24 protein-coding genes are annotated in these 23,606 nt (G+C 66.5%); 11 read left to right on the top strand and 13 right to left on the bottom strand.

The features are described from left to right. Window positions 1-2,170, bottom strand: a 2,170-nt coding sequence (locus AC6LJ5_RS10705; RefSeq protein ID WP_498140448.1) for a thiamine pyrophosphate-dependent enzyme, incomplete at its 3' end; no start/stop codon positions are given. A 394-nt stretch (window positions 2,171-2,564) separates the two neighbouring features. On the opposite strand from AC6LJ5_RS10705, the gene AC6LJ5_RS10710 reads away from it, so the two are divergent. The 6 genes from AC6LJ5_RS10710 to AC6LJ5_RS10735 all read left to right on the top strand — a co-directional run bounded on the left by AC6LJ5_RS10710 (window position 2,565) and on the right by AC6LJ5_RS10735 (window position 8,807). Next, window positions 2,565-3,068: a MarR family winged helix-turn-helix transcriptional regulator gene (locus AC6LJ5_RS10710; protein ID WP_103272646.1), complete on the top strand. Its 504-nt coding sequence runs from the start codon at window positions 2,565-2,567 to the stop codon at window positions 3,066-3,068. A 222-nt stretch (window positions 3,069-3,290) separates the two neighbouring features. Then, entirely contained in the window at window positions 3,291-4,862 is a 1,572-nt protein-coding gene (locus AC6LJ5_RS10715; RefSeq protein WP_103272647.1) for an ABC transporter substrate-binding protein, read from the top strand. 59 nt (window positions 4,863-4,921) lie between these two features. Continuing rightward, complete coding sequence (locus AC6LJ5_RS10720; RefSeq protein WP_103272648.1) at window positions 4,922-5,911, top strand: ABC transporter permease; 990 nt, start codon at window positions 4,922-4,924, stop codon at window positions 5,909-5,911. Continuing rightward, window positions 5,911-6,825, top strand: a complete 915-nt coding sequence (locus AC6LJ5_RS10725; RefSeq protein WP_103272649.1) for an ABC transporter permease — start codon at window positions 5,911-5,913, stop codon at window positions 6,823-6,825. Before AC6LJ5_RS10720 ends, AC6LJ5_RS10725 begins: the two co-directional genes overlap by 1 nt. Before the next feature lie 9 nt (window positions 6,826-6,834). Continuing rightward, a complete protein-coding gene (locus tag AC6LJ5_RS10730; RefSeq protein ID WP_103272650.1) occupies window positions 6,835-7,809 on the top strand; it encodes an ABC transporter ATP-binding protein in 975 nt (324 codons plus the stop codon). Then, entirely contained in the window at window positions 7,806-8,807 is a 1,002-nt protein-coding gene (locus AC6LJ5_RS10735; protein WP_498140449.1) for an ABC transporter ATP-binding protein, read from the top strand. The genes AC6LJ5_RS10730 and AC6LJ5_RS10735 overlap by 4 nt, the downstream gene beginning before the upstream one ends. Before the next feature lie 64 nt (window positions 8,808-8,871). Here AC6LJ5_RS10735 and AC6LJ5_RS10740 read toward each other — a convergent pair whose 3' ends face one another. From AC6LJ5_RS10740 to AC6LJ5_RS10785, 10 genes are all read right to left on the bottom strand, one after another. Then, window positions 8,872-9,501, bottom strand: coding sequence for an ANTAR domain-containing response regulator (locus AC6LJ5_RS10740; protein ID WP_212320568.1), 630 nt, complete (start codon window positions 9,499-9,501; stop codon window positions 8,872-8,874). Window positions 9,502-9,503: 2 nt separating this feature from the next. Next, window positions 9,504-10,655 (bottom strand): transporter substrate-binding domain-containing protein, encoded by a 1,152-nt coding sequence (locus tag AC6LJ5_RS10745; protein WP_212320567.1) that lies wholly within the window; start codon window positions 10,653-10,655, stop codon window positions 9,504-9,506. 28 nt (window positions 10,656-10,683) lie between these two features. Then, window positions 10,684-11,676 (bottom strand): acetamidase/formamidase family protein, encoded by a 993-nt coding sequence (locus AC6LJ5_RS10750; protein WP_498140450.1) that lies wholly within the window; start codon window positions 11,674-11,676, stop codon window positions 10,684-10,686. A gap of 25 nt (window positions 11,677-11,701) precedes the next feature. Further along, window positions 11,702-12,412 carry an ABC transporter ATP-binding protein gene (locus tag AC6LJ5_RS10755; RefSeq protein WP_498140451.1) on the bottom strand — a complete coding sequence of 237 codons (711 nt, stop codon included), beginning with the start codon at window positions 12,410-12,412 and terminating at the stop codon, window positions 11,702-11,704. Then, window positions 12,409-13,125 (bottom strand): ATP-binding cassette domain-containing protein, encoded by a 717-nt coding sequence (locus AC6LJ5_RS10760; protein ID WP_498140452.1) that lies wholly within the window; start codon window positions 13,123-13,125, stop codon window positions 12,409-12,411. Before AC6LJ5_RS10760 ends, AC6LJ5_RS10755 begins: the two co-directional genes overlap by 4 nt. Continuing rightward, window positions 13,122-14,168: a branched-chain amino acid ABC transporter permease gene (locus tag AC6LJ5_RS10765; RefSeq protein WP_498140453.1), complete on the bottom strand. Its 1,047-nt coding sequence runs from the start codon at window positions 14,166-14,168 to the stop codon at window positions 13,122-13,124. The genes AC6LJ5_RS10760 and AC6LJ5_RS10765 overlap by 4 nt, the downstream gene beginning before the upstream one ends. 10 nt (window positions 14,169-14,178) lie before the next feature. Next, window positions 14,179-15,048, bottom strand: a complete 870-nt coding sequence (locus AC6LJ5_RS10770; protein ID WP_498140454.1) for an ABC transporter permease subunit — start codon at window positions 15,046-15,048, stop codon at window positions 14,179-14,181. A gap of 58 nt (window positions 15,049-15,106) precedes the next feature. Further along, on the bottom strand, window positions 15,107-16,342 hold the full coding sequence (locus AC6LJ5_RS10775; protein ID WP_212319653.1) for an urea ABC transporter substrate-binding protein: 1,236 nt from the start codon (window positions 16,340-16,342) through the stop codon (window positions 15,107-15,109). Window positions 16,343-16,526: 184 nt separating this feature from the next. Continuing rightward, on the bottom strand, window positions 16,527-17,054 hold the full coding sequence (locus AC6LJ5_RS10780) for a hypothetical protein (protein ID WP_498140455.1): 528 nt from the start codon (window positions 17,052-17,054) through the stop codon (window positions 16,527-16,529). A 179-nt stretch (window positions 17,055-17,233) separates the two neighbouring features. Further along, complete coding sequence (locus AC6LJ5_RS10785; protein ID WP_103272653.1) at window positions 17,234-18,031, bottom strand: AraC family transcriptional regulator; 798 nt, start codon at window positions 18,029-18,031, stop codon at window positions 17,234-17,236. A 92-nt stretch (window positions 18,032-18,123) separates the two neighbouring features. On the opposite strand from AC6LJ5_RS10785, the gene AC6LJ5_RS10790 reads away from it, so the two are divergent. The 5 genes from AC6LJ5_RS10790 to AC6LJ5_RS10810 all read left to right on the top strand — a co-directional run bounded on the left by AC6LJ5_RS10790 (window position 18,124) and on the right by AC6LJ5_RS10810 (window position 22,283). Next, on the top strand, window positions 18,124-19,077 hold the full coding sequence (locus AC6LJ5_RS10790; protein WP_392412235.1) for a DMT family transporter: 954 nt from the start codon (window positions 18,124-18,126) through the stop codon (window positions 19,075-19,077). A gap of 109 nt (window positions 19,078-19,186) precedes the next feature. Further along, window positions 19,187-20,857 carry an energy-dependent translational throttle protein EttA gene (gene ettA, locus AC6LJ5_RS10795; RefSeq protein WP_498140456.1) on the top strand — a complete coding sequence of 557 codons (1,671 nt, stop codon included), beginning with the start codon at window positions 19,187-19,189 and terminating at the stop codon, window positions 20,855-20,857. Window positions 20,858-21,011: 154 nt separating this feature from the next. After that, entirely contained in the window at window positions 21,012-21,221 is a 210-nt protein-coding gene (locus AC6LJ5_RS10800) for a type II toxin-antitoxin system VapB family antitoxin (protein WP_498140457.1), read from the top strand. A gap of 110 nt (window positions 21,222-21,331) precedes the next feature. Next, complete coding sequence (locus AC6LJ5_RS10805; RefSeq protein ID WP_103272656.1) at window positions 21,332-21,865, top strand: isochorismatase family protein; 534 nt, start codon at window positions 21,332-21,334, stop codon at window positions 21,863-21,865. Between the two features lie 190 nt (window positions 21,866-22,055). Further along, window positions 22,056-22,283, top strand: a complete 228-nt coding sequence (locus AC6LJ5_RS10810; RefSeq protein WP_103272657.1) for a YMGG-like glycine zipper-containing protein — start codon at window positions 22,056-22,058, stop codon at window positions 22,281-22,283. Window positions 22,284-22,416: 133 nt separating this feature from the next. On the opposite strand, the gene minE is transcribed toward AC6LJ5_RS10810, so the two are convergent. Both minE and minD read right to left on the bottom strand, forming a co-directional pair. Then, window positions 22,417-22,689: a cell division topological specificity factor MinE gene (gene minE, locus AC6LJ5_RS10815; protein ID WP_103272658.1), complete on the bottom strand. Its 273-nt coding sequence runs from the start codon at window positions 22,687-22,689 to the stop codon at window positions 22,417-22,419. A gap of 3 nt (window positions 22,690-22,692) precedes the next feature. Further along, window positions 22,693-23,508: a septum site-determining protein MinD gene (minD, locus tag AC6LJ5_RS10820; RefSeq protein WP_103272659.1), complete on the bottom strand. Its 816-nt coding sequence runs from the start codon at window positions 23,506-23,508 to the stop codon at window positions 22,693-22,695. Window positions 23,509-23,606: the final 98 nt, after the last annotated feature.

The raw sequence follows: 23,606 nt of genomic DNA on the forward strand, positions 1-23,606 counted from the left end.
CCGCCCCGCGCACGCGGGCCAAGAACCTGTCGCCGCCGGTGGGGTTGTGGACGATATCGGCGCGATAGAACGAGGGGCACAGCACGGCGGCATGGGCCACTTCACCGCAGTTGCCGCAGCCCACGCAGCTGCTTTCCACGTGCGCGACCGGGTCTTCCTTTAGCGGATCGCCGTTGTCCTTGACGGTCAGCGAGGGGCAGCCGGACAGCCGGATACAGGCGTGGTCGCCGGTGCAGACGTCGGGGTCGACGCCGAAGCGTTCCTTGACCGCGCGCTTGCCTTCCTTGACCGCCTTGTTGAACAGCGGCTTGATGCGGCGCTGCTTGTTCAGCATGCACTCGGACTGCGCGATGATGACCTTGGGGCCCTTGACGTCGGTGGTGAGCGCTTCCTCGATGGTGGCGCGCACCTTGGCCACGTCGTAGGTGCGATCCAGCGTGCGCACCCATTGCACGCCCACGCCGCGCACGGCGCGGTCGATGGGGTTGTTGGTGGAGCGGTCGGGGTTCTCGGCGCGCGAGGACAGGATGTCCTGGCCGCCGGTGGCCGACGCGTAGTAGTTGTCGACGATGACGATGACGCCGTCGTACTTGTTGAACACGGCGTTGCCGATGCCCGAGGACAGGCCGTTGTGCCAGAAGCCGCCGTCGCCCATGATGGAGATCGGGCGCTTGGCCGCCGGCACGTTGAAGGCCGCGGCGCTGGACGCGCCCAGGCCGTAGCCCATGGTGGTGGCGCCCAGGTTGAAGGGCGGCAGGATCGAGAACAGGTGGCAGCCGATGTCGCAGGAAATATGGTGCTGGCCCAGCGTTTCCTGCGCCAGCGTCAGCGCCGAGAAGATCGGGCGCTCGGGGCAGCCGGTACAGAAGCCGGCCGGGCGCGGCGGCACCACCGCCGCCAGCCCCTCGACATGCTTGTGGAAGGTGATGGGCTGCTCGACGGGCCTGGCGGGCCGCGCGCGCGCGATCTCGACGATCTCGGGCTGGGCGGCGCTGGCGGCGGCTGCGTCGGCGGCCACGGCCGGATGCGTCTGCAGCAATTCGGGGCGGTTGCGGCGCAGGAATTCGCGCAGGCCCTCGCGCATGACCTGGGTGGTGTACTCGCCGGCCATGGGCAGCACGTCCTTGCCCGAGAGCTGCGTGGCGATGCCGGCCTTGCGCAGCACCGCGTGCAGGTTCTGCTCGATGTAGTCGGGCTGGCCTTCCTCCAGCAGCAGCACGGCGCGCTTGTCGCGGCAGAAGTCGATGACCTCGTCCTCGATGACGGGGTAGGTCACGTTCATGACGTACAGCGGGATGCGGCTGTTGCCGAAGTGGTCGGCCAGGCCCAGCAGCTGCAACGCGCGGATGACGCCGTTGTACAGGCCGCCCTGCAGGATCAGGCCGATGTCGGACTGGTCGCCGTCGAAATGCTCGTTGAGCTTGTGTTCCTTGATATAGCGGATGGCGGCGGGCCAGCGGTCCTTGATCTTTTCCTGCTCGTGCAGGAAGGACGCGGGCGGCAGCACGATGCGGCTGGTGTCGCGCGCCGGGCTTTCCAGCGCCTGCGCCAGGCTGAAGGCGGGGCGCTTGTTTTCCTTGGCGATGAAGCGGCCGTGCACGTGGCAGCCGCGGATGCGCAGCTGCAGCATCACCGGCGTCTTGCTGGCCTCGGACAGCGAAAAGCCGTCTTCCACCGCCTTGACCATGCTTTCCAGATTGGGGCGCGGGTCCAGCAGCCAGATCTGCGATTTCATGGCGAACGCGTGCGAGCGTTCCTGCATGATGGACGAGCCTTCGCCGTAGTCCTCGCCCACGATCACCAGCGCGCCGCCGGTGACGCCGCCGGATGCCAGGTTGGCCAGCGCGTCCGAGGCGACGTTGGTGCCGACCGTGGATTTCCAGGTGACGGCGCCACGGATCGGATACATGACCGAGGCCGCCAGCGTGGCGGCGGCGGTGGCTTCCGAGGCGCTGGCCTCGAAGTGCACGCCGAGTTCCTGCAGGATCTCGTTGGCGTCGGCCAGCACGTCCATCAGGTGCGAGATGGGCGAACCCTGGTAGCCGGCCACATAGCCCACGCCGGACTGCAGCAGGGCCTTGGTGACCGCGAGGATGCCCTCGCCGCGGAACTCTTCGCCCGCGCCGATGCGCAATTGCTGGACTTCTTTTTTGAAGGACCTTTCAGCCATCTCGAACCCCTAGTCGCGGACCGCTGCGCGGGTCCTTGCGCCTTGCTGCTCCGCAACATCGAATGGTCGCGGATCCATGTTCTAAAAAATACTTTAGAAGTCAACTTTTTAGCTGTCAACAAAAAAGATGAAATTTCATGGAATCAAAAAAATATCACGCTAAAACAAGGGTGTATATACTGGCTATCCTTTAGGTGTTGACCCGCCAATCCGCCCCGATACTGTGCAAAAACGGGTTGCGATTCCGGGTATACCCTGTGCTGCGCAACAGCATTGCGGCACATCATGGCGCGGCCGCGCATCGCCGTGGTGCAATGCGCGTGCCGATGGTCCGCGGCAAGCATGCGGGACGGGCATGACAATCTCGAACAATCGGGCGCGGGAGCGTACAGACATGGCGTGGCAGAAGCAGAAGAGCATTCAGGCCGGCGCCGGCGGCGGGCGTTTCGTCGACGGTTATCTGGCCTATCTGCTGGCGCAGGCCAGCCAGCGCATTTCCGCCGAGTTCCATCTGCAGGTGCGCGCGGCCGGCCTGTCGGTCACGGAATGGCGGGTGCTGGCCAGCCTGGAAGGCAGCGCCGGCGAGACCATCGGCACGCTGGCCGTGCTGGCCATCACCAAGCAGCCCACGCTGAGCAAGGTGGTGCAACGCATGGAGGCTGACGGCCTGGTCGAGCGCACCGGCGTGCGCGCCGACCGGCGCCAGACGCGCGTGTGCATCACCACCAAGGGCCGCAATCTGATCGCGGGCCTGTGCGAACAGGCCTTGCAGCATCAGAAGGCCGTGCTGGCGCCGTTCGGCGAAGAACGGGCGACGTTGCTGATAGAGATGCTGGAAGTGTTGATGACCGAGCACGTGCCGCTGGAGATGGCGACGGCCGAAACGGACGAGGATTGAGCGTCCGGATGCCGGCCGAGTTCCGCTTTCCGGGAATGTCGCGCGTCGCGTGTTTGATCGAACGCTGTTCGCTTCAATTATTTTGTTACGAGCATATGCGTCCCTGTTTTGTTCCTCTCTCTGAAAACCGTCTCCGGTACGCATAAACCCTGAATTGACGCGGGTTCCGGCGCTAGGCAATATCGCGCCGGTATTTTCAGACTACAGTCAGGAGTTGAACCTATGCGCCGCACTTTGATTGCTATCGCGATCGCCGCCGCCGTGGCCGTGCCCTCGATCGGACAGGCCAAGACTTTCCGCTGGGCCGCCCAGGGCGACATCCTCACCTTCGACCCGCACTCGCAGAACGAAGGCATGACCATCGCCGCCAACAGCTATGTGTACGAACCGCTGGTGGACTACGACAAGTCCTTCAAGGTGGTGCCGCGCCTGGCCACGGAGTGGGAGCAGGTCTCGCCCACGCTGTACCGCTTCAAGCTGCGCCCCGGCGTCAAGTTCCACGACGGCGCGGCCTTCACCGCCGACGACGCGGTGTTCTCGATCCACCGCGCCATGGCGCCGACCTCGAACTACAAGGCCTACACGACCGGCATCAAGGAAGCGCGCAAGATCGACGACCTGACCCTCGAGGTCGAAACGTCGGCGCCGAACCCGGTGCTGCTGCGCCAGCTGACCAACGTGTTCATCATGAACAAGGCCTGGGCGGAAAAGCACAACATCGCTAAGCCGCAGGATTACGTCAACAAGGAAGAGACCTACGGCGCCCGCAACACCAACGGCACCGGCCCCTACAAGCTGAAGACGCGCGAAGTCGACGTGCGCACCGTGTTCGAAGAGAACAAGGACTGGTGGAACAAGGCCGGCAAGGTCGGCAACGTGACCGAGGTGGTGTTCACCCCGATCAAGCAGAACGCCACCCGCACCGCGGCCCTGCTGTCCGGCGAGATCGACTTCGTGCTGGACCCGGCCGCCCAGGACCTGGACCGCCTGCGCCAGTCGGCCAAGGTGGTCGAGGGCAACGAATACCGCACCATCTACCTGGGCCTGGACCAGAAGCGTCCCGAGCTGCAGTACTCGAACATCAAGGGCAAGAACCCGTTCCAGGACATCCGCGTGCGCGAGGCGCTGTACCGCGCCATCGACGTGGACGCCATCAAGCGCGCCGTGATGCGCGGCCTGTCGGCGCCCACCGGCACCATGATCGCGCCGCAGGTGCACGGCTGGGCCGAATCGGTCCACAAGCGCGTGCCCTACGATCCCGAGAAGTCGCGCGCCCTGCTGAAGGAAGCCGGCTATGACGGCACGCTGAACTTCACGCTGGACTGCCCGAACAATCGCTACATCAACGACGAGGCGATCTGTCAGGCGGTGGTGGGCATGTGGGCCAAGGTCGGCGTGAAGGCCACGCTGAACGCGATGCCGCGCTCGACCTACTTCCCCAAGGTGCAGTCGTTCGACACCAGCGCCTATCTGTTCGGCTGGGGCGTGCCGACCTTCGACGCCATGTACACGCTGCAGAACCTGATCCGCACCAAGGGCGAGGGCGCGGACGGCATGTACAACCTGGGCAACTACAGCAACAAGGAGCTTGACGCCGTCATCGACAGCATCAAGACCCAGACCGACGCCGCCAAGCGCGACGCCGACATCATCAAGGTGCTGGAAGGCCACGCCAAGGACTTCGGTCACATCCCCCTGCATGACCAGGTCATTCCCTGGGCCATGCGCAAGAACGTCACCGTCATCCATCGCGCCGACAACCGTCTGGTCGCCGATTGGGTCAAGGTCGACTGATTCAGGCCAACCCGCAGGCGGCGCGCTGAGGCGCGCCGCCTGCCTGCCTTTTTCCGCCTATGTTCGCTTTCATACTCCGCCGCCTGCTGCAGGCTGTGGCGGTGATGCTCACCGTCGCGCTGCTGGCATTCGTGCTATTTCAATACGTCGGCGATCCCGTCACCATCATGCTGGGCCAGGACGCCACCGACGCCGAACGCGTCGAGCTGCGTGAGCGCCTGGGCCTGAACGAGCCCGCCGTCGTCCAGTTCGGCCACTTCGTCGCCAACGCCGCGCAGGGCAATTTCGGCATCTCCCTGCGCCAGAGCGAACCCGTTTCCTCGCTGCTGAAGTCGCGCCTGCCGGCCACGCTGGAACTGTCGCTGGTCGCGGCGGTGCTGGCGCTGGTGGTCGGCGTGCCGCTGGGCGTGTATACCGCGCTCAAGCGCAACAGCATGCTGTCGCAGCTGCTGCTGGCCGGCTCGCTGCTGGGCGTGTCGCTGCCTACTTTCCTCATCGGCATCCTGCTGATCCTGGTGTTCTCGGTGCAGCTGGGCTGGCTGCCCAGCTACGGACGCGGCGAGACCGTCAGCCTGGGCTGGTGGTCGTCGGGCCTGTTCACGGCCGATGGCTGGAAGCACCTGATCCTGCCGTCGATCACGCTGTCGCTGTTCCAGATGACGCTGGTGCTGCGCCTGGTGCGCTCGGAAATGCTGGAAGTGCTGCGTTCGGACTACATCAAGTTCGCCCGTGCGCGCGGGCTCAAGCGCCGCGCCATCCACTTCGGCCACGCGCTCAAGAACACGATGGTGCCCGTCATCACCATCACCGGCCTGCAGCTGGGCGGCATCATCGCCTTCGCCATCGTTACGGAAACCGTGTTCCAGTGGCCGGGCATGGGCCTGCTGTTCATCCAGGCCGTGCAATTCGCCGACGTGCCGGTCATGGCCGCCTATCTGTGCCTGATCGCGCTGGTCTTCGTGGTGATCAACCTGATCGTCGATCTTCTGTATTTCGTCGTGGACCCGCGCCTGCGCGCCGGGATGACCCGCGCCGGGGGGGCTCACTGATGCGCGCCGTACTCAAACGCTGGTGGGACAGCGACCTGGCCTGGGCCTGGCGCCGCGCCCCGGTCGCCATCGCCGCCACCATCCTGCTGGCGCTGCTGCTGATCGGTTCCTTTGGCGCCGGCTGGGTGGCGCCGCACAATCCCTTCGACCTGACCAAGGTGGAACTGCTGGACGCATTGCTGCCGCCGGCTTGGCAGGCCAATGGCCAGCCGACCTACCTGCTGGGCACCGACAGCCAGGGCCGCGACCTGTACTCGGCCATTCTGTACGGCACGCGGGTGTCCCTGCTGATCGGCCTGGCCGCGGTGGCGCTGTCCATGGTCATCGGCATCGTGCTGGGCCTGGTCTCGGGCTACGCGGGCGGGCGCATCGACGCCTTCATCATGCGCGTGGCCGACGTGCAGCTGTCGTTCCCGGCCATCCTGATAGCGCTGCTGATCGACGGCGTGGCGCGCGCCGCGGTGCCGCGCGAGCTGCACGAGGTGATCGCCTTCCCGGTGCTGGTCGGCGCGATCGCGCTTGCCGGCTGGCCGCAGTACGCCCGCACGGTGCGCGGCTCCACCCTGGTGGAGAAGAACCGCGAATACGTGCAGGCCGCGCGCGTGATCGGCGTGGCCTCGCCCGTCATCATGTTCCGCCACGTGCTGCCCAATGTGCTGGGACCGGTGCTGGTGCTGGCCACGGTGCACCTGGCCACCGCCATCATCACCGAGGCGACGCTGTCGTTCCTGGGCGTGGGCGTGCCGCCGACGTCGCCGTCGCTGGGCACGTTGATCCGCATCGGCAACGATTTCCTGTTCTCCGGCGAATGGTGGATCGTCATCTTCCCCGGACTGGCGCTGGTGCTGTTGGTGCTGTCGGTCAACCTCCTGGGTGACTGGCTGCGCGACGCGCTCAACCCGCGACTGAATTGAGGTTTTTCCATGAGCGCATTACTTGAAGTCCGCAACCTGCGCGTGGAGTTCCCCACGCGCCGCGGCACGCTGCGCGCGCTGGACGACGTGTCCTTCTCGATCGAGGCGGGCGAGGTCCTGGGCGTGGTCGGCGAATCCGGCGCCGGCAAGTCGCTGACCGGCGCGGCCATCATCGGCCTGCTGGAGCCGCCGGGGCGCGTGGCTGCCGGTGAAATCCTGCTGGGCGGCCGCCGCATCGACAACCTGCCCGACGAGCAGATGCGCCGCGTGCGCGGCCGCGAGATCGGCGCCGTGTTCCAGGATCCGCTGACCTCGCTGAATCCGCTGTACACCGTGGGCCGGCAGCTGGCCGAGACCATCGTCACGCACCTGGACCTGAGCTGGTCGCAGGCGCGCACGCGGGCGGTCGAACTGCTGGCGGCCACCGGCATCCCGGCGGCGCGCGAGCGCATCGACCACTATCCGCACCAGTTCTCCGGCGGCATGCGCCAGCGCGTGGTGATCGCGCTGGCCCTGGCCGCCGAGCCGCGCCTGGTGGTGGCCGACGAGCCCACCACCGCGCTGGACGTGTCGATCCAGGCGCAGATCATCGAACTGCTCAAGCGCCTGTGCCGCGAGCAGGGCACGGCCGTCATGCTGATCACCCACGACATGGGCGTGATCGCCGAGACCGCCGACCGCGTCGCCGTGATGTACGCGGGCCGCGTGGCCGAGATCGGCCCGGTGGCCGACGTGATCCACAAGCCGCGTCACCCTTACACGGCCGGCCTGATGGGCTCGATCCCGGCGCTGGATAGCCACGCCCAGCGGCTGGTGCAGATCGACGGCAGCATGCCGCGCTTGAACGCCATCCCGACGGGCTGTGCGTTCAATCCGCGTTGCGGCCAGAAGCTGCCGCGCTGCACGCAGGATCGTCCTGAATTGATGGCGGCCGGCACTTCCCGCGCCGCCTGTTGGTTGCATGAAGAAAAGGTGGCGGCATGAGCGGCACTCACCCGTTGGTAGAAGTCCGGGACGCGGCCCGCTGGTTCGACGTGTCGCCGCCGTGGCTGGAGCGCAAGTTGTCCGGCAAGCCCAAGGTCATGCTGCGCGCCGTCGACGGCGTGTCCTTCGACATCGCGCGCGGCGAGACGCTGGCGCTGGTGGGCGAGTCGGGCTGCGGCAAGTCCACCGTGGCGCGCATGCTGGTCGGGCTGTACGGCCTGACGCGCGGCGATATCCGCTTCGACGGCCAGCCCCTGGCCGGCATGGCCGAATCCGGCGGCCGGGCCATGCGCAAGCGCCTGCAGATGATCTTCCAGGATCCGTATGCCAGCCTGAATCCGCGCTGGCGCGTGGGCCGCATCATCGCCGAGCCCATGCTGACCCACACCACCATGACGCCGGCCGAGCGCACGGCGCGCGTGGGCCAGCTGCTCAAGCAGGTGGGGCTGGATCCGGCCGACCAGGGCCGCTATCCGCACCAGTTCTCGGGCGGCCAGCGCCAGCGCATCTCGATCGCGCGCGCGCTGGCGGTCAATCCGGAGTTCCTGGTCTGCGACGAGCCGACCTCGGCGCTGGACGTGTCGGTGCAGGCGCAGGTGCTGAACCTGATGAAGGATCTGCAGCGCGAGCTGGGCCTGACCTATCTGTTCATTTCGCACAACCTGGCGGTGGTGCATCACGTGGCCGACCGCGTCGGCGTGATGTACCTGGGCCGCATGGTGGAGGTCGCGCCGCGCGACGAGCTGTTCGCGCGGCCGCGTCATCCGTACACGCGCATGCTGCTGGAGGCGATTCCCGACATCAACGGCGCCGGCAAGCCGCGCACGGCGGTGGCGGGCGAGGTGCCCAATCCGCTGAACCCGCCGTCGGGCTGCACCTTCCATCCGCGTTGCCCGCACGCCAACGAGCGCTGCAAGACCGAGGCGCCGCAGGCGCTCGCGGCCGGGCCGGCGGTGGTGGCTTGTCATGCGGTGCGGGAGGGGCGGATCACGGTGTGATCCATGGACTCCGGCCATTCACGGCCGGGGCCGCTGCGCATTCGCCCTCAGGATCCGACGGCGGTCAGCCCGCCTCGCGGCGCTTGGGCTCGAACATCTCGCAGGTCTGGATGATCGAATGGCAGATGTCGTCGACCGTGACGCGGTTGGACATGGCCTGGGTGCGCAGCATCTCGTAGGCGTCGTTCTCGCCGATGCCGTGCATGCGCATGAGGATGGCCTTGGCCTGCGCCAGGTGACGGGTGCCCGCCAGCTTCTGTTCCAGCTTGGCGATGCGGTCGGCCTGCTGCCGCTGGCGCTTGGCGTGCTGCAGGGCGCAGACGATGGTCGCCAGCAGGCCGGTGGCCCGTATCGGCGTGGTCAGGACGGCGTCGGCGCCCATCTTCAGGGCCTGGTCGATGAAGCTGGGGCTTTCGTAGCCGATCACCGAGATCAGGGGCGGCGATGCCGGTCCCTGCCACGCGTCCTGCGGTTCGCGCGCGTCCAGCAGCAAGGCCCGGAACACCAGGTCGACCTTGTCCGGCAATTCGTCCGGCGGCGGCCAGAAGGCCTGGACCTGGAAGCCCATACGCATCAGGTGGCCGGTCAGCGTCGCGCCGTCGGCATCGTCGGGATGCAGCACCACCACCCGCAGGCCGCGGTTGAGGATCCAGCTTGTCAGGCTGCGCTGGACGCCGTCAGGCCGTGGATTCACCGTCATCCCCTTGTGGAGAACTTGGTGACCCAGTCTCCCCGTTTCTGCATCGCCATGTAAGGATCCGGCGGCACGGCCTGGGCGGACTGGCGGACGATGCGGAACTGGCCGTCCGCGCCGGCGCGGCCGATGCGGGAATACAGCGACATGTGGTGGTTGGTCGGATCGAGCCGGATGCGTCCCTGCGGCGCGGAGAACTCCGCGCCGTACAGGTGCGGGGTGATGACCTCGTAGTCGTCCGTGCCGGCCAGCGCCAGCGCGCGCGCATACATGTGCACCTGATAGTAGGCCGCCTCCCAGTTCATGTCGGTGGGGCATTCCGCGCCGTGGCGCTGCGCATGCAGCCGCAGGGCGGCGTGGTTCTCCGGCGTGTCCACCGACTGGAAATAAGGCGCCGAGGTGTAGTGCCCCGCGGCCGCATCCGCGCCCATCATCCGGATTTCGGTTTCCGAGGTGTTCAGGCTGCCGATCGGCATCCTGTCCGGATCGAGGCCGGCCTCGCGGTAGGCGCGGTACAGATAGGGAATGGTCTTGCCGATCACCGTGGAGAAGATGAAGTCGGGCTGCTTCTTGATGATGTCGGCCACCACGTCCTGGAACTGGGCCGGGTCGGCGGTCAGGTCCAGGTAGCGCTCCCCCAGCACCGCGCCCTCGGGGCGCTGCAGCAGCAGCTCCTGCATGGTGCGATTGCATTCGTAGGGGTAGACGTAGCGGGAGCCGACCATGTAGACCCGCGCGCCATAGACCTCGCTCATGAAGTCCGCGAGCTGCACGCCGTTCTGGTTCGGCGAGGCGCCGCTATAGACGATGTTCTCGGAGAACTCGAAACCCTCGTACTGCTGGCAGTAGATCAGCAGCCGGTTGTGTTTCTCGACCACGGGCAGCATGGCCTTGCGGCTGCTGGACGTGTAGCCGCCGAAGATCACGTTGACGCCGTCCTCCACCAGCAGCTTTTCGGCCAGCTTGCGAAAGCGCGCGGGGTCCGATTCCGGGTCGTAGTGAATCGCCGACAGCTCGCGGCCATTGACGCCGCCGCGCGCGTTGATCTCGGCCAGCGCCTGCTGCGCGCCGCGCCATTGCGACATTTCCAGTTCGGCCGTGGCCCCGCGCTGGGAGGCCAGCAGGCCGATCTTGAACGGTGCGGAACCTGTCATGGATGTGGACGGAAGGAGAAGGGGAGGATTATTTGAGGTAGTGCTTGGAGATCATCGCCCCTACGGTGTACTTCGGATCGACGAAGTTGCCCAGCCGGACTTTTCCGCATTGGCTCAAGAGCATATAGGCGTCCCATTGATCGAAGCCATAGTCGGCCGCCATCCAGCGCACCAGTTCGCGATAGGCGATGCGGGTGGCGTCCTCCAGCGGCCGCGCGCTGCCGATGCTCATCACGGCGTCGGCGTTCTCCAGGCGCGGCCAGTCGATCTGCCATTGCTTGATCAGGTCCACGCGGATGGTGGTGGTGCTGGCGTATTCGACGGCCGTGCCGCAGACCTCGCCGTCGCCCTGGCAGGCATGGGCGTCGCCGATGAACAGGCGGCCGCCGGGCGAGCGCACCGGCAGATAGGTGATGCTGCCCGGACCCATGTCGGGCACGTCCATGTTGCCGCCATGGTTGTCGGGCGTGAGCGCATTGATCGAATCGATTTCCGGCGACACGCTCAAGGTGCCGATGTGCGGCCGGTAGGGCAGGGTATGGCGCCGGCTCCAGTAGACGTTTTCCTCGTCGATCTTGATCTTGCGGACGATCTCCGGCAGAGGTTCGTTCAGCAGCGCGGTGTAGTCGGTGCCGGTCAGCGCGCCGAAGTTCGGTATCAGGCAGCAGAAGCCGTGCGGATCGGCGCCGCGCGGCGACATCTTCTCGATGTGCACCGCGATCACATCGCCCTTTTCGGCGCCCTCGACGATGATGGGGCCGTTCTGGGGATTCAGGTACGGCATGGTCAGCAGTTCCGACGGCTTGTCGGATTCTTCCTTGATCTTGCCTTCGAAGGCATCGCGCGTTTCCACCACGACGCGGTCGCCCGGCTGCACGTGCAACACCGGCGCGGAGTAAGGGCCGATCGTGTAGTGATAGGACGATTGCAGCGCCTCGGTCAGGTGATGCACCCGAGGCTCGCGCCGGGCGCCCACGCCGCGCGTCATCATGATCGAGTCTTGCAGCCACTGCGACTTCATTGCGGTTCTCCCTTTGCTGTCTTGCTCACAGCGCCAGCTGGCGGCGCATCAGTTCCATGTCCGCGATCTGTTCGCGGTCCAGTTCATTCACGATCCGGCCCTTGTCCATCACGGCGCAGCGGTCGGCCGCCTGCTGCACCATGCCGATGTCCTGCTCGACCAGCAGCACGCCGATGCCGGTGCTCGCGGCAATGCGGGCGAGCGTCCGCGCGATCAGGTCGACGATGGATGGCTGGACGCCTTCGGACGGCTCATCCAGCAGCAGCAGGCGCGGCGACGAGGCCAGCGCGCGGGCGATGGCCAGCTGCTGCTGTTCCCCGCCGCTCATGGTGCCGGCGCGCTGGCCCAGCCGCGCGCGCAGCACCGGGAAGTAATCGAGCACGGCTTCCAGTGCGGTCGATGCCGCGGCGGTCGGCGCCGCGCTCGTGCCGACCAGCAGGTTCTCGCGCACGGTCAGGGCGGTGAAGATCTCCCGGCCCTGCGGCACATAGCCGATGCCGGAGCGCGCGCGGGCATCCGGCGGCAGCGCCGACAAGGGCGAGCCGTTGAGCAGGACGTCTCCGGCCGTGGCCGGCAGCAGGCCGATCAGGGCGCGCATCAGCGTGGTCTTGCCCACGCCGTTGCGGCCGATCAAGGCCATCACCTTGCCGGGTTCCAGCGTCAGCGACAGCCGGTCGAGGACGATGCCGCCGCCATATCCGCAAGTCAGGCCGCGCACCTCGAGCAGGGCGGTCATGGCCGTCTCCCCAGGTAGATATCGGCCACGTCGTCGCGCGCCAGCACCTCGCTCGCGGGGCCTTGCGCGAACAGCCTGCCGCCGTGCAGGACCGTGACTTCCGAGGCGATCTGCTTGACGAAGGTCATGTCGTGTTCAACCACCATCAGCGTCAGTCCATCTTCGCGCAGCCGCAGCAGCAGCTCGCCGGTGTCGCGGGTTTCGTCGACCGACATGCCGGCCACGGGTTCGTCCAGCAGCAGCAGCCTGGGCTTGAGCGATACCGCCATGGCGATCTCCAGCCATTGCTTCTTGCCGTGCGACAGCGCGCCGGCCCGTTTTTCCGCTTCCGCCTCCAGCATGAACTGGCGCAGCAGCCGGTCCTGCGAGCCGGTCGCGCCGTCGCCTGCGCAATGCAGGCTCAGGCGCAGATGCTCGCGCACCGTCAGCGCGGGGAACACGCCGGGGATCTGGAACTTGATGCTCATGCCCATGCGGATGCGCTGGTGGGGCAGCACCCGGTCCAGGTCGGCGCCCAGGAAGCGCACGCTGCCCGCGCTCGGGCGATGCTCGCCGGTGAGCAGCTTGAAGAAGGTGCTCTTGCCCGCGCCATTGGGGCCGATGACGCAGCGGATCTCGCCGGCCTGGATGCGCAGGTCGATGCCGTTGATGACCTGGGCGCCGCCGAAGCGCTTGCCCAGGCCCCGGGTTTCGAGCAGGAATTGTGCCGTCATGCCCGGCTCCCCTTGCGGCCCGCGCCCCTGATATGTTCCGGCAGCCGCGCCAGCCAGGGCAGCAATCCCTGCGGCATGGCCAGCACCACGATGAGCAGGATCACGCCCATCAGGATCAGCGCGTACTGGCTGCCATAGATGGCCAGCCATTGCGACAGCCAGACCAGCGCGGCGGTGCCGAGGATGACGCCGCCGATGCTGGCGCGCCCGGATGTGGCCACCCAGATGACCGGCATGGCGGCGGCGGTCAGGCCCATCGCCGACGGCGTGATGTAGGAGCCCCATATGGTGTAGAGCGAGCCCGACAGCCCGGCCAGGGTGCAGCCGAACACGAACACCAGCATCTGGTGCCTGCGTATGTCGACGCCCAGCATTTCGGCGCGCTGCGGGTTCTCCCGGATGGCTGCCAGCGTCAGGCCGAAGGACGAGCGCAGCAGCAGCCGGGCGGCCAGGTAGGCCAGCAGCAGCAGCGTCAGCACCAGGTAGTAGAAGGGCACGCCCTCCAGCGCGTAGGCGCCGTCGCCCCAGGGCAGGGACAGCGGCGGCATGCCGGACATGCCGTTGTAGCCGTTCAACCGGGCTTCGCCGACCACCCATTGCGGGCCGGCGGTCTGCGCCATGAAGGTTTCCAGGACCAGCGTCACCGACAGCGTCAGGATGCCGACGAACACGCCCTTGATCCGGCCGTAGAAGATCATGTAGCCCAGCGCGAACGCCACCGCGATGCTGGCGGCCAGCGACAGCGCCAGCCCGCCCCAGGTCGCGCCCCAGCTGTCGCCCCAGTTCAGCGTGGCGATGCCGTAGGTGTAGCCGGAGATGCCGAAGAAAGCGGTCTGGCCAAAGGACAGGATGCCGCCGTGCCCCCACATCAGCGCCAGTCCCAGCGCGGAAAAGGCCCACACCAGGCAATAGGCGAGATTGCCGGTCGCGGTGCCGTCCAGCAGCAGGGGCAGCACAAAGGCCAGCCCCCAGGGCGCGGCGAGCAGCGCGCCGCTTGCCGACGGCAGGGCGGGCGCGGGGCGGGAGAGATTCAGTGTCGGCATGGCGCGTCCCTCATCGGCCACGGTTGAACAGGTGGCCCAGGCCTTGCGGCATGACCCGGATGACGACGATCACGGCCAGCAGCAGGCCGATCTGTCCGAACAGCTGGCCATAGCCCGCGGACAGCGTCGTCTGGATCGCGGCCAGCACCGCCGCCGCGGGCGCGGTGCCCGCCAGCACATTGGCGCCGCCCACCACCACCGATACGAAGGCCTGCACGATGAAGCTGGTGCCCATGGTCGGCACCGCGGTCATGGTGGGCGCGTAGAGCGCGCCGGTCAGGCCCGCCAGCGCGGCGCCCAGCACGAAGGTCAGCGTGTACAGCCTGTCGGTGCGCAGGCCCAGGCAGCGGGCCATGTCCGGATTCTGCATGGTGGCGCGGGCGCGCACCCCGTAGCGGGTATGGAAGAACAGCCCGTACAGCGCCGCCAGCACCGTCAGCGCCACCAGCGGCAGCACGGCGCGATAGGTCGAGAACGAATACTCGCCCAGCGTGAACGAGCCGAACGGCGTGGCGATGCCTTCGATCGAGGGTCCGGCCAGCAGCAGCATGGTCTGCTGGACGATCAGGCTGATGGCCCAGGTGGCGACCACGGAATCGAACAGGCGTCCGTACAGGCGCCGGATGAACAGCCGTTCGATCAGCGCGCCGGCCGCGCCCGCCGCCAGGGCGCCCAGCAGCATTGCGACGGGCAGGGGCACGCCGCGCTTGGCGCAGAGGATGGTGACGTAGGCGCCGCACATGATGAATTCGCCGTGCGCCAGATTGATGACGCCCATCAGGCCGAATATCACGGCCAGCCCGAGCGCAGCCAGGACCAGGTAGGCGAAGTTGTCGCCGAACTGGTAGACCACCGAATAGATTGCCGAAATGACCGTCATGACCGACTCGCTTCAATCGTCGCGGCCCGCCGGCGATGCGCCGTCGGGCCGCAAGGCTTCAGGACTTCTTGGGCGGATTGGACGGCGTGTATTGCTTCTGGTCGGGCTTGGCGGGCAGATTGCATCCCGCTTCGCCCAGCCAGTAGGGCTGCACGTCGTTCCAGACCTTCGGGATCTCGACGGAATGGTCGTCCTTGACGCGGACGAGGTAGATGGTGTGGCTCAGGTGATGGCTCTTCGGATCGATGCAGACCTTGCCCGATGGCCCGTCGGTGCAGATGCCGCCTTCTTCCAGCGCCTTGCGCACCAGTTGCTGGTCGGTGGACTTGGCGCGTTCGACCGCCGCCTTATACAGGTACACCGCGTCATAGGCGTTGGCCGCCTCCTGGTTGATGTAGGGCTCGTTCGGGAACTTGGCGCGGAAGCGCTGCTTGAAGGCGGCGCTGGCCGGCGAGTCGACCTCTTCCACGTAGTTGGCGGTGACGTGCATGTCCTTCAGCGCGGGGGCCTTGAAGCGCTTGTGCTCGTAGGCCTGGCCGACGTTGACGGAGCTGCCCATGGGCAGGTTCAGGTTGGCCGCCGCCTGCTGCTCGTAGTAGGACGCCTGGTTGGCGCCGACCAGCAGGGTCATGACGAAACTGGGCTTGGCCTTCTGGATGTTCTGGATGGTCTGGCCGAACTGCGAGACGCTTAGCGGAATGAATTCCTCGCCCACCATTTCGCCGCCGTTGCGCTTGACGATGTCGCGCACCCATTCCGCCGAGATCTGCCCGAAGTTGTAGTCCGCGGCGATGGTGTACACGCGCTTGCCGTACTTTTCCATCATCCACGGAATGAGCGTGGAGAACTGCTGCTCGGGCACCGCGCCGGTGACGAAGACGTTGCTGTCGCAGACGCCGCCTTCGTATTGATTGTTGTACCAGTAGAGCTGCTTGGCCCGGTCCATGATCGGGCGTATGGCTTCGCGCGAGGCGCTGGAGAAGCCGCCGAAGATGACGTCGGCCTTGTCGGTCTGGATCAGCCGGCGCGCCAGTTCCTGGAACTTGGTGTTGTCCGATTGCGTGTCATAGGCGATGAGCTTGATGGGGCGGCCCAGGATGCCGCCCTTGGCGTTGATTTCCTCGACCGCGAGTTCGGTCGCGTGGATCTTGCCGATGGTGGCGATGGCGAAATTGCCGGATGCGTCTTCCAGCAATCCAAGCTTGACGGGATCGGCGGCCAGCGCCATCGAGGCGGACAGGCTGAGTGCGGCGGCCAATGCCGTACGCAGCGGTCTTGAACTGTGATACAGCATGATGCGCTCTCCTTCACGGAACGTCGGGACGAAAAAAGCCCTCAACGAGCGCAAGGCTCGTTGAGGGCTTCGGTGCCGTATCCCGCCGCCGACATCGTTGGCGCGCGGCAGGAATGATGGCTGGATACTACCGATCGGAAAGTTGCACGGTCAATACAGGGAAAACGCTGAAGCCGTCGCGCGTTCAGTGGCGATGGTCGGGATCGTCGCAGTCGTGCGGATGCGCGTGGCCGTCGCGGTCGTCGTCTTCATCGTCTTCGTCCTCATCATCCTCGTCGTCCTGCGCCAGGTCCGGATCCTCGCTCAGCGCGAAGGGCAGCACGTCTTCCAGGCTGTCCGACCAGGCGGACTCTTCGCCATCATGGTCGAGCTTGACGAAGCGCTCGCCCTCGCCGAGCGTGATCTGGATGGCCCACAGGTACAGGCAGTCGTAGGTGTCGTCGTCGGCCGGCGGCAGGCCGCCGCGATTGCCCAGCAGGCGCGCGCCGGGGCCGCCCAGCTGCACATGGACCTGGGATTCGTCGGCTTCGGCCTTCTCGTCCAGCGGCACGCCGAAAGTCACCCATTCGGTGCCTTCCTCGCCCAACACGACTTCAGCCAGCACGGGCTTGCCCAGGAAGGCGCTGAGGGCGTCGGCCGTCTTGGCCAGCATGTCCAGCTCGGCCGAGCTGAAACGGGTCAAGGAGGCGGGAGGCGTGGCGGAGGCGGACATGAGGATTCCTGGGCGCGCCCGCGCTCTGATGGCGCGGCGCTGCATGAGATTGAGTAGCTTGGGGATTCGGGTCAGGCGCTATTGTCGCGCGTTCGGCCGTGCCTTGCATCGGACGCGTGGATGACGCGGTTCGCAGGGCGCGCGCCGCCAGCCGGGGGCGGCGGATCGCCCGCAATGTCCTACGCCGATGCCCGCGGCGCGTCGCCGCTGCGCCGCCGCGCGCTGTCGGGCGATTCCCCGGTCAGTCGTTGGAACATGGCGATGAACGCCGAGGGCGTGCTGTAGCCGAGCCGGCGCGCGACATCCTGCACCGGCAATCCCGCGTCCAGCATGCCCAGCGCGCTGACCACGCGCAGCCGCTGGCGCCAGTCGTTGAACGACATGCCCAGATGCTGCTGGCAGTGGCGCAGCAGCGTGCGCTCGGTGATGCCGGCGGTGGCGGCCCAGTGCGCCGCGCCGCGCTTGTCGCCGGGCTCGCGCTGCAGCGCCGCCAGGATCGGGGCCAGCGGCAGCTCGGTGGTGGACGGCAGATAGCTGGCGTAGGCGCGCGCCTGGCGCGTCTGGTCGATCACCACCTGCGCCATGCGCCGGTCTTCCGGCGTATCCGGATAGGTGATGCCGCGCCGCTCGAAATCGGCCAGCACGGCGCGCATGACGGGGCTGATCTCCAGCGTGCAGGGAGCGGCCGGCAGGCCGGCGCAGGCCGCCGCCGGGATGTCGATGCAGGCGTAGTGGACTTCGCCCTCGTTCTGGCAGCAGTGGGACACGCCCGGCGGTATCCAGATGGCGTACTGCGGCGGCGACAGGTACAGCACGCCTTCGATGCCGATCTCCATGATGCCGGAGATGGCGAAGTTCAATTCGCCCCAATCGGAGCGGTGGCGCGCCATGCTGGAATGCGGCGTGAAATGCAGGATGCGGCAGGCCAGCGGGTAGGGCAGGTGGCTGGCCAGCTGGGCGGAGGAAGCGGGGTCCATGTCCGGATTCGAGCGTGCTTTGTCTGAAATTCATTATATGCCTGGAGTCAGACAAGTCCTACACTGAGCGCTCGTTCCCGCAAGAGCGCATCATGCAGCAAGCTTCCGTTTCCCATCCTCCCGCCCGTTACCTGTTCTTCCCGCTGTTGGCGGCCCTGATCTGGTCGGTCAACATGATCGTCACCAAGATGTCCGCCGGCCTCATCGCGCCCGCCGCCATCGGCTTCTATCGCTGGGCGCTGGCCGGCGCGCTGCTCACGCCCTTCGCCCTGCCGGGCGCCTGGGCGCAGCGCGCCCAGATCCTGCGCCATTGGCCCAAGCTGGCCGTGCTGGGTGGCCTGGCGATGGCGCTGTACCAGGGGCTGGCCTATGTGGCCGCGTCGACCACCACCGCCACCAACATGGGCATCATCACCGCCATGATCCCGCTGCTCACCATCGTGGTCAGCGCGCTGGTGCTGCGCGAGCGGCCCACGCTGATGGCGCTGCTGGGCGGCCTGGTGTCGCTGGCCGGCCTGTCGCTGCTGATCGGCGAGGGCGATCCGGCCCGGCTGCTGCAGGTGGGCGCCAATCCGGGCGACCTGCTGATGGGCGTGGCCGCGCTGGCCTATGCGCTGTATGGCGTGCTGCTGCGCCTGTGGGCGCTGCCGCTGGGGCCGTGGCAATCGCTGTACGCGCAGATCGCCTTCGGCACGCTGTTCCTGCTGCCGACCTTCCTGCTGGCGCCGCCGTCGCCGCTCAATGCCGACAACCTGCCGCTGGTGCTCTACGCCGGCGTATTCCCGTCGCTGTTCGCGCCGTTCCTGTGGATCCAGGGCGTGCGTCACCTGGGGCCGAACCGCGCCAGCATCTTCCTGAACGTGATGCCGGTGGTCACCGTGGCGATCGCCGCCACCTTCCTGGGCGAAAAGCCGCATCTGTTCCACCTGGTCGGCGGCGCCATGGCGCTGGCCGGCGTGATGCTGGCGCAGATGCGCGCGGGGCGGCCCGCGAAGGCGCGGCGCAAGGCGGCGGAGCAGGATCCGTCCCTGTGCAAATCGTCCTGAGACGGGCGCGCTCGGGGAGGCACTCAAGGGCGCGCGGCCGCTGTCGCGCGCCCGCAAGGGTTCCGGCCTACAATCGACGGTTTCCCAGTCTCATATCCGATACGAGCCCATGGCCCAATACGTCTACACCATGAACCGCGTCGGCAAGATCGTGCCGCCGAAGCGGCAGATCCTGCGCGATATCTCCCTTTCGTTTTTTCCTGGCGCCAAGATCGGCGTGCTGGGCCTGAACGGCTCGGGCAAGTCGACGCTGCTGAAGATCATGGCGGGCGTGGACCGCGAGATCGAAGGCGAAGCCATCCCCATGCCGGGCCTGAACATCGGCTACCTGCCGCAGGAACCGCAGCTCAACCCCGAGCACACGGTGCGTCAGGCCGTCGAGGAAGGCCTGGGCGCGGTGGTCACGGCCAAGAAGCGCCTGGACGAGGTCTATGCGGCCTACGCCGAGCCGGACGCCGATTTCGACGCGCTGGCCGCCGAGCAGGCCGAGCTTGAAGCCATCATCGCCGCCGCCTCCCGCGGCGCCGCCGACATCGAGCACCAGATGGAAATCGCCGCCGACGCGCTGCGCCTGCCGCCCTGGGACGCCATCGTCGGCAAGCTGTCCGGCGGCGAGAAGCGCCGCGTGGCGCTGTGCCGCCTGCTGCTGTCCAAGCCCGACATGCTGCTGCTGGACGAGCCCACCAACCACCTGGACGCCGAAAGCGTGGAGTGGCTGGAGCAGTTCCTGCACAAGTTCCCCGGCACTGTCGTCGGCGTGACCCACGATCGCTACTTCCTGGACAATGCCGCCGAATGGATCCTGGAACTGGATCGCGGCTACGGTATTCCGTGGAAGGGCAACTACAGCTCCTGGCTGGAGCAGAAGGAAGACCGCCTCAAGCAGGAAGAGGCCTCCGAGTCGGCCCGCCAGAAGACCATCAAGAAGGAACTGGAGTGGGTGCGCCAGAACCCGAAGGGCCGCCAGGCCAAGGCCAAGGCGCGCCTGGCCCGCTTCGAGGAACTGTCGTCCTACGAATACCAGAAGCGCAACGAAACCCAGGAAATCTTCATTCCGGTGGGCGAGCGCCTGGGCAACGAGGTCATCGAATTCAACAACGTCAGCAAGGCCTATGGCGACCGCCTGCTGATCGACAACCTCAGCTTCAAGATCCCGCCGGGCGCCATCGTCGGCATCATCGGCGCCAACGGCGCCGGTAAATCGACGCTGTTCCGCATGATCGCGGGCCGCGAGCAGCCGGATTCGGGCGAGGTCAAGATCGGCCAGACCGTCAAGCTGGCCTACGTCGACCAGTCGCGCGACGCGCTGGAAGACAAGAAGACCGTGTTCGACGCCGTGGCCGACGGCGCCGACCTGCTGACGGTGGGCAAGTTCGAGATGTCCTCGCGCGCCTACCTGGGCCGCTTCAACTTCAAGGGCGGCGACCAGAACAAGGTCGTGGGCCAGCTGTCCGGCGGCGAACGCGGCCGCCTGCACATGGCCAAGACGCTGATCGCCGGCGGCAACGTGCTGCTGCTGGACGAGCCGTCCAACGACCTGGACGTCGAAACGCTGCGCGCCCTGGAAGACGCGCTGCTGGAGTTCCCTGGCAGCGTCATGGTCATCAGCCACGATCGCTGGTTCCTGGACCGCATCGCCACGCACATCCTGGCGTTCGAAGGCGACTCGCAAGTCGTGTTCTTCGACGGCAACTACCAGGAATACGAAGCCGACAAGAAGCGCCGCCTGGGCGACGAGGGCGCCAAGCCCAAGCGCCTGCGGTACAAGGCGCTGAAGTAAGGCGTTCTTGAAGCAGGGTGTCCTTGAATTAAGGCGTCCTGTTAGGCAGTCCGAAAATCCCGGCCCGTTCGTGCCGGGTTTTTTTTGGATGGTGGAATGAAGGCCCTCCTCGTTTGAGGTGCATCCCTGTTCACTCGCCATGCAGGAGATCGACATGCGCGCCACCGTGACGCTGGACGACGAGTTGCTTGAATTGGCGCATTCATACACGGGAATCCAGGCTACGTCAGCGCTTGTGCAAAGCGCGTTGAGGCAACTCGTGCAGAGAGAGGCCGCCAAACGCCTCGCCGGCTTGGGAGAAAGTTCGCCCACCCTGAATGCCATCCCGAGACGGCCAGGGGCAATCCGCGATGATCCCGAGTGATCTTTCAGTTTTCACCTGTAGCCATTCACTCGGCCATCGCCGGGCGCCGCGATATCATTGAGTCAACCGTGCGGCGCTCGCTGCCGCGCCCGCTTTCCTGGAGATCCCCCATGCTGCTGCCAGCCTCCGATTCCACGCTGCTCATCGTCGACATGCAGGGCCGCCTGATGCCCGTGATCCACGACGGCGATGCGGTCCTGGCGGCCAACGTCAAGCTGGCCCAGGCCGCGCGGCTGCTGGAGGTGCCGGTGGTCGCCACCGAGCATCACAGCAAGATGCTGGGCGTGACCGTGGCGCCGCTGGCCGAACTGGTGCAATCGACCTTCCAGAAAATGCACTTCTCGTCGGCGCGCGAGCCGGGCTTCGAGGGCTGGCTGCCGGCCGCGCGCAAGACCGTGCTGGTGACGGGCTGCGAGGCGCACATCTGCGTGCTGCAGACCGTGATCGGGCTGACCGAGATGGGCTATCGCGCCGTGCTGGTGTCCGATGCGGCGGGTTCGCGCAAGCCGTCCGACCATCATGCGGCGCTGCGCCGCGCGCGGGCGCATGGCGCGGATATCGTCACCACCGAAATGGCGATTTTCGAGTGGATGGAAACCTGCGAGCACCCGCGCTTTCGCGACGTGTTACGTCTGGTCAAATAGCGGCCCCGGCTGCAACATTGTCCCCAGGGAACGCAAAGATTATCTCGCTGTTTGACACAATTCCTGGGCAAACTTCACAGCGCGCAGGCGAATATTTTGCGATCCTGAAGGCTCCAACCCAAGAGGGAAGCGCGCGCTCGCAACCAGCAGGATCCAGCGCTTTTCCGGGAACAAGAACAGGAGTCCCATCATGAAAATCGCATCCATCACCAAGATCTGCGCGGCGACCGCGCTGGCTGTCACCATGGCGGGCTGCTCGTCGTGGGACAGCATGAGCCATCGCCAGAAAAGCACCGTGGGCGGCGCCGCGTTGGGCGGCGTGGCCGGCGCGGTGATCACCAACGGCGGCATCCTCGGCACGGTCGGCGGCGCGGCCATCGGCGGCGTGATCGGCGACCAGGTCGGCAAGCGGCGCTGACGCGGCGGCCGCATTCCGGCCACCCATGAAAAAACGCCCGGCGCGATGCCGGGCGTTTTGCTTTGGCCGGCCGCCGCGTGGCGGCCGAGCTTCGTTGCGCGCGGGCGGGAACTTGCGATCCCGCCGGCGGGCGTCAGGCGTTGGGGCTCGAGGTCTCGCCTTGCGGCATCTCGATCTTCACCTCCAGGACTTCCAGCGTGTCCTGGCGTTCCAGGTGCACCTTGATGTCCTCGGGGTTGATCTTGACGTACTTGGAGATCACGGCGATGAGTTCCTGCTGCAGCTGCGGCAGGTAGTCGGGCGAATCGCCACGGCCCCGCTCGTGGGCCAGGATGATCTGCAGCCGCTCCTTGGCGACGGAGGCGGACGTTTTCTTTTGACCGAGCAGAAACGACAGGAAGGACATTGCTTACTTGCCTCCGAACAGGCGTTTCAGGAAACCGGGCTTTTCGTAGTCGGTGAAGCGCAGGGCCTTGTCTTCGCCCAGGTAGCGGGCGACGACGTCCTTGTAGGCTTCGGACACGTCGGTGTCTTTCAGGTGGATGGCCGGCAGGCCCTGGTTGGACGCCTGCAGCACGGCTTCGGATTCGGGGATCACGCCGATCAGCTTGATGCGCAGGATGTCCTCGATGTCGGTCAGCGACAGCATCTCGCCGTCGACCACGCGCTTGGGGTTGTAGCGCGTGAGCAGCAGGAATTCCTTGACCGGCTCGTTGCCTTCCACGGCGCGCTTGGACTTGGCGGCCAGGATGCCCAGGATACGGTCGGAGTCGCGCACCGACGAGACTTCGGGGTTGGTCACGACGATGGCGTCATCGGCGAAGTAGGCGGCCATCAGCGCGCCGGTCTCGATGCCGGCCGGCGAATCGCAGACGATGTACTCGAAGCCCATTTCCTTCAGGTCGTTGATGACCTTTTCCACGCCTTCCTGGGTCAGCGCGTCCTTGTCGCGGGTCTGCGACGCGGGCAGGATGAAGAGGTTCTCGAGCTGCTTGTCCTTGATCAGGGCCTGGTTCAGCGTGGCTTCGCCCTGGATCACGTTGACGAAGTCATACACCACGCGCCGTTCGCAGCCCATGATGAGGTCCAGGTTGCGCAGGCCGACGTCGAAGTCGATGACAGCGGTCTTGTGGCCCCGCATCGCGAGTCCCGCGGAAAAACTGGCGCTGGTCGTGGTCTTGCCCACGCCGCCTTTGCCGGAAGTCACCACAACGATGCGTGTCATGACGATCAAACCCTTATGTTCGAATAAATCGCGTTATCGTAAAGCAAAAAGCCCTTGTAAGGCTTCTTACAGAATGTGTGTAGTTGATTTGCGCCCTT

It is taken from the genome of Achromobacter sp. 1011791174, assembly GCF_059760925.1.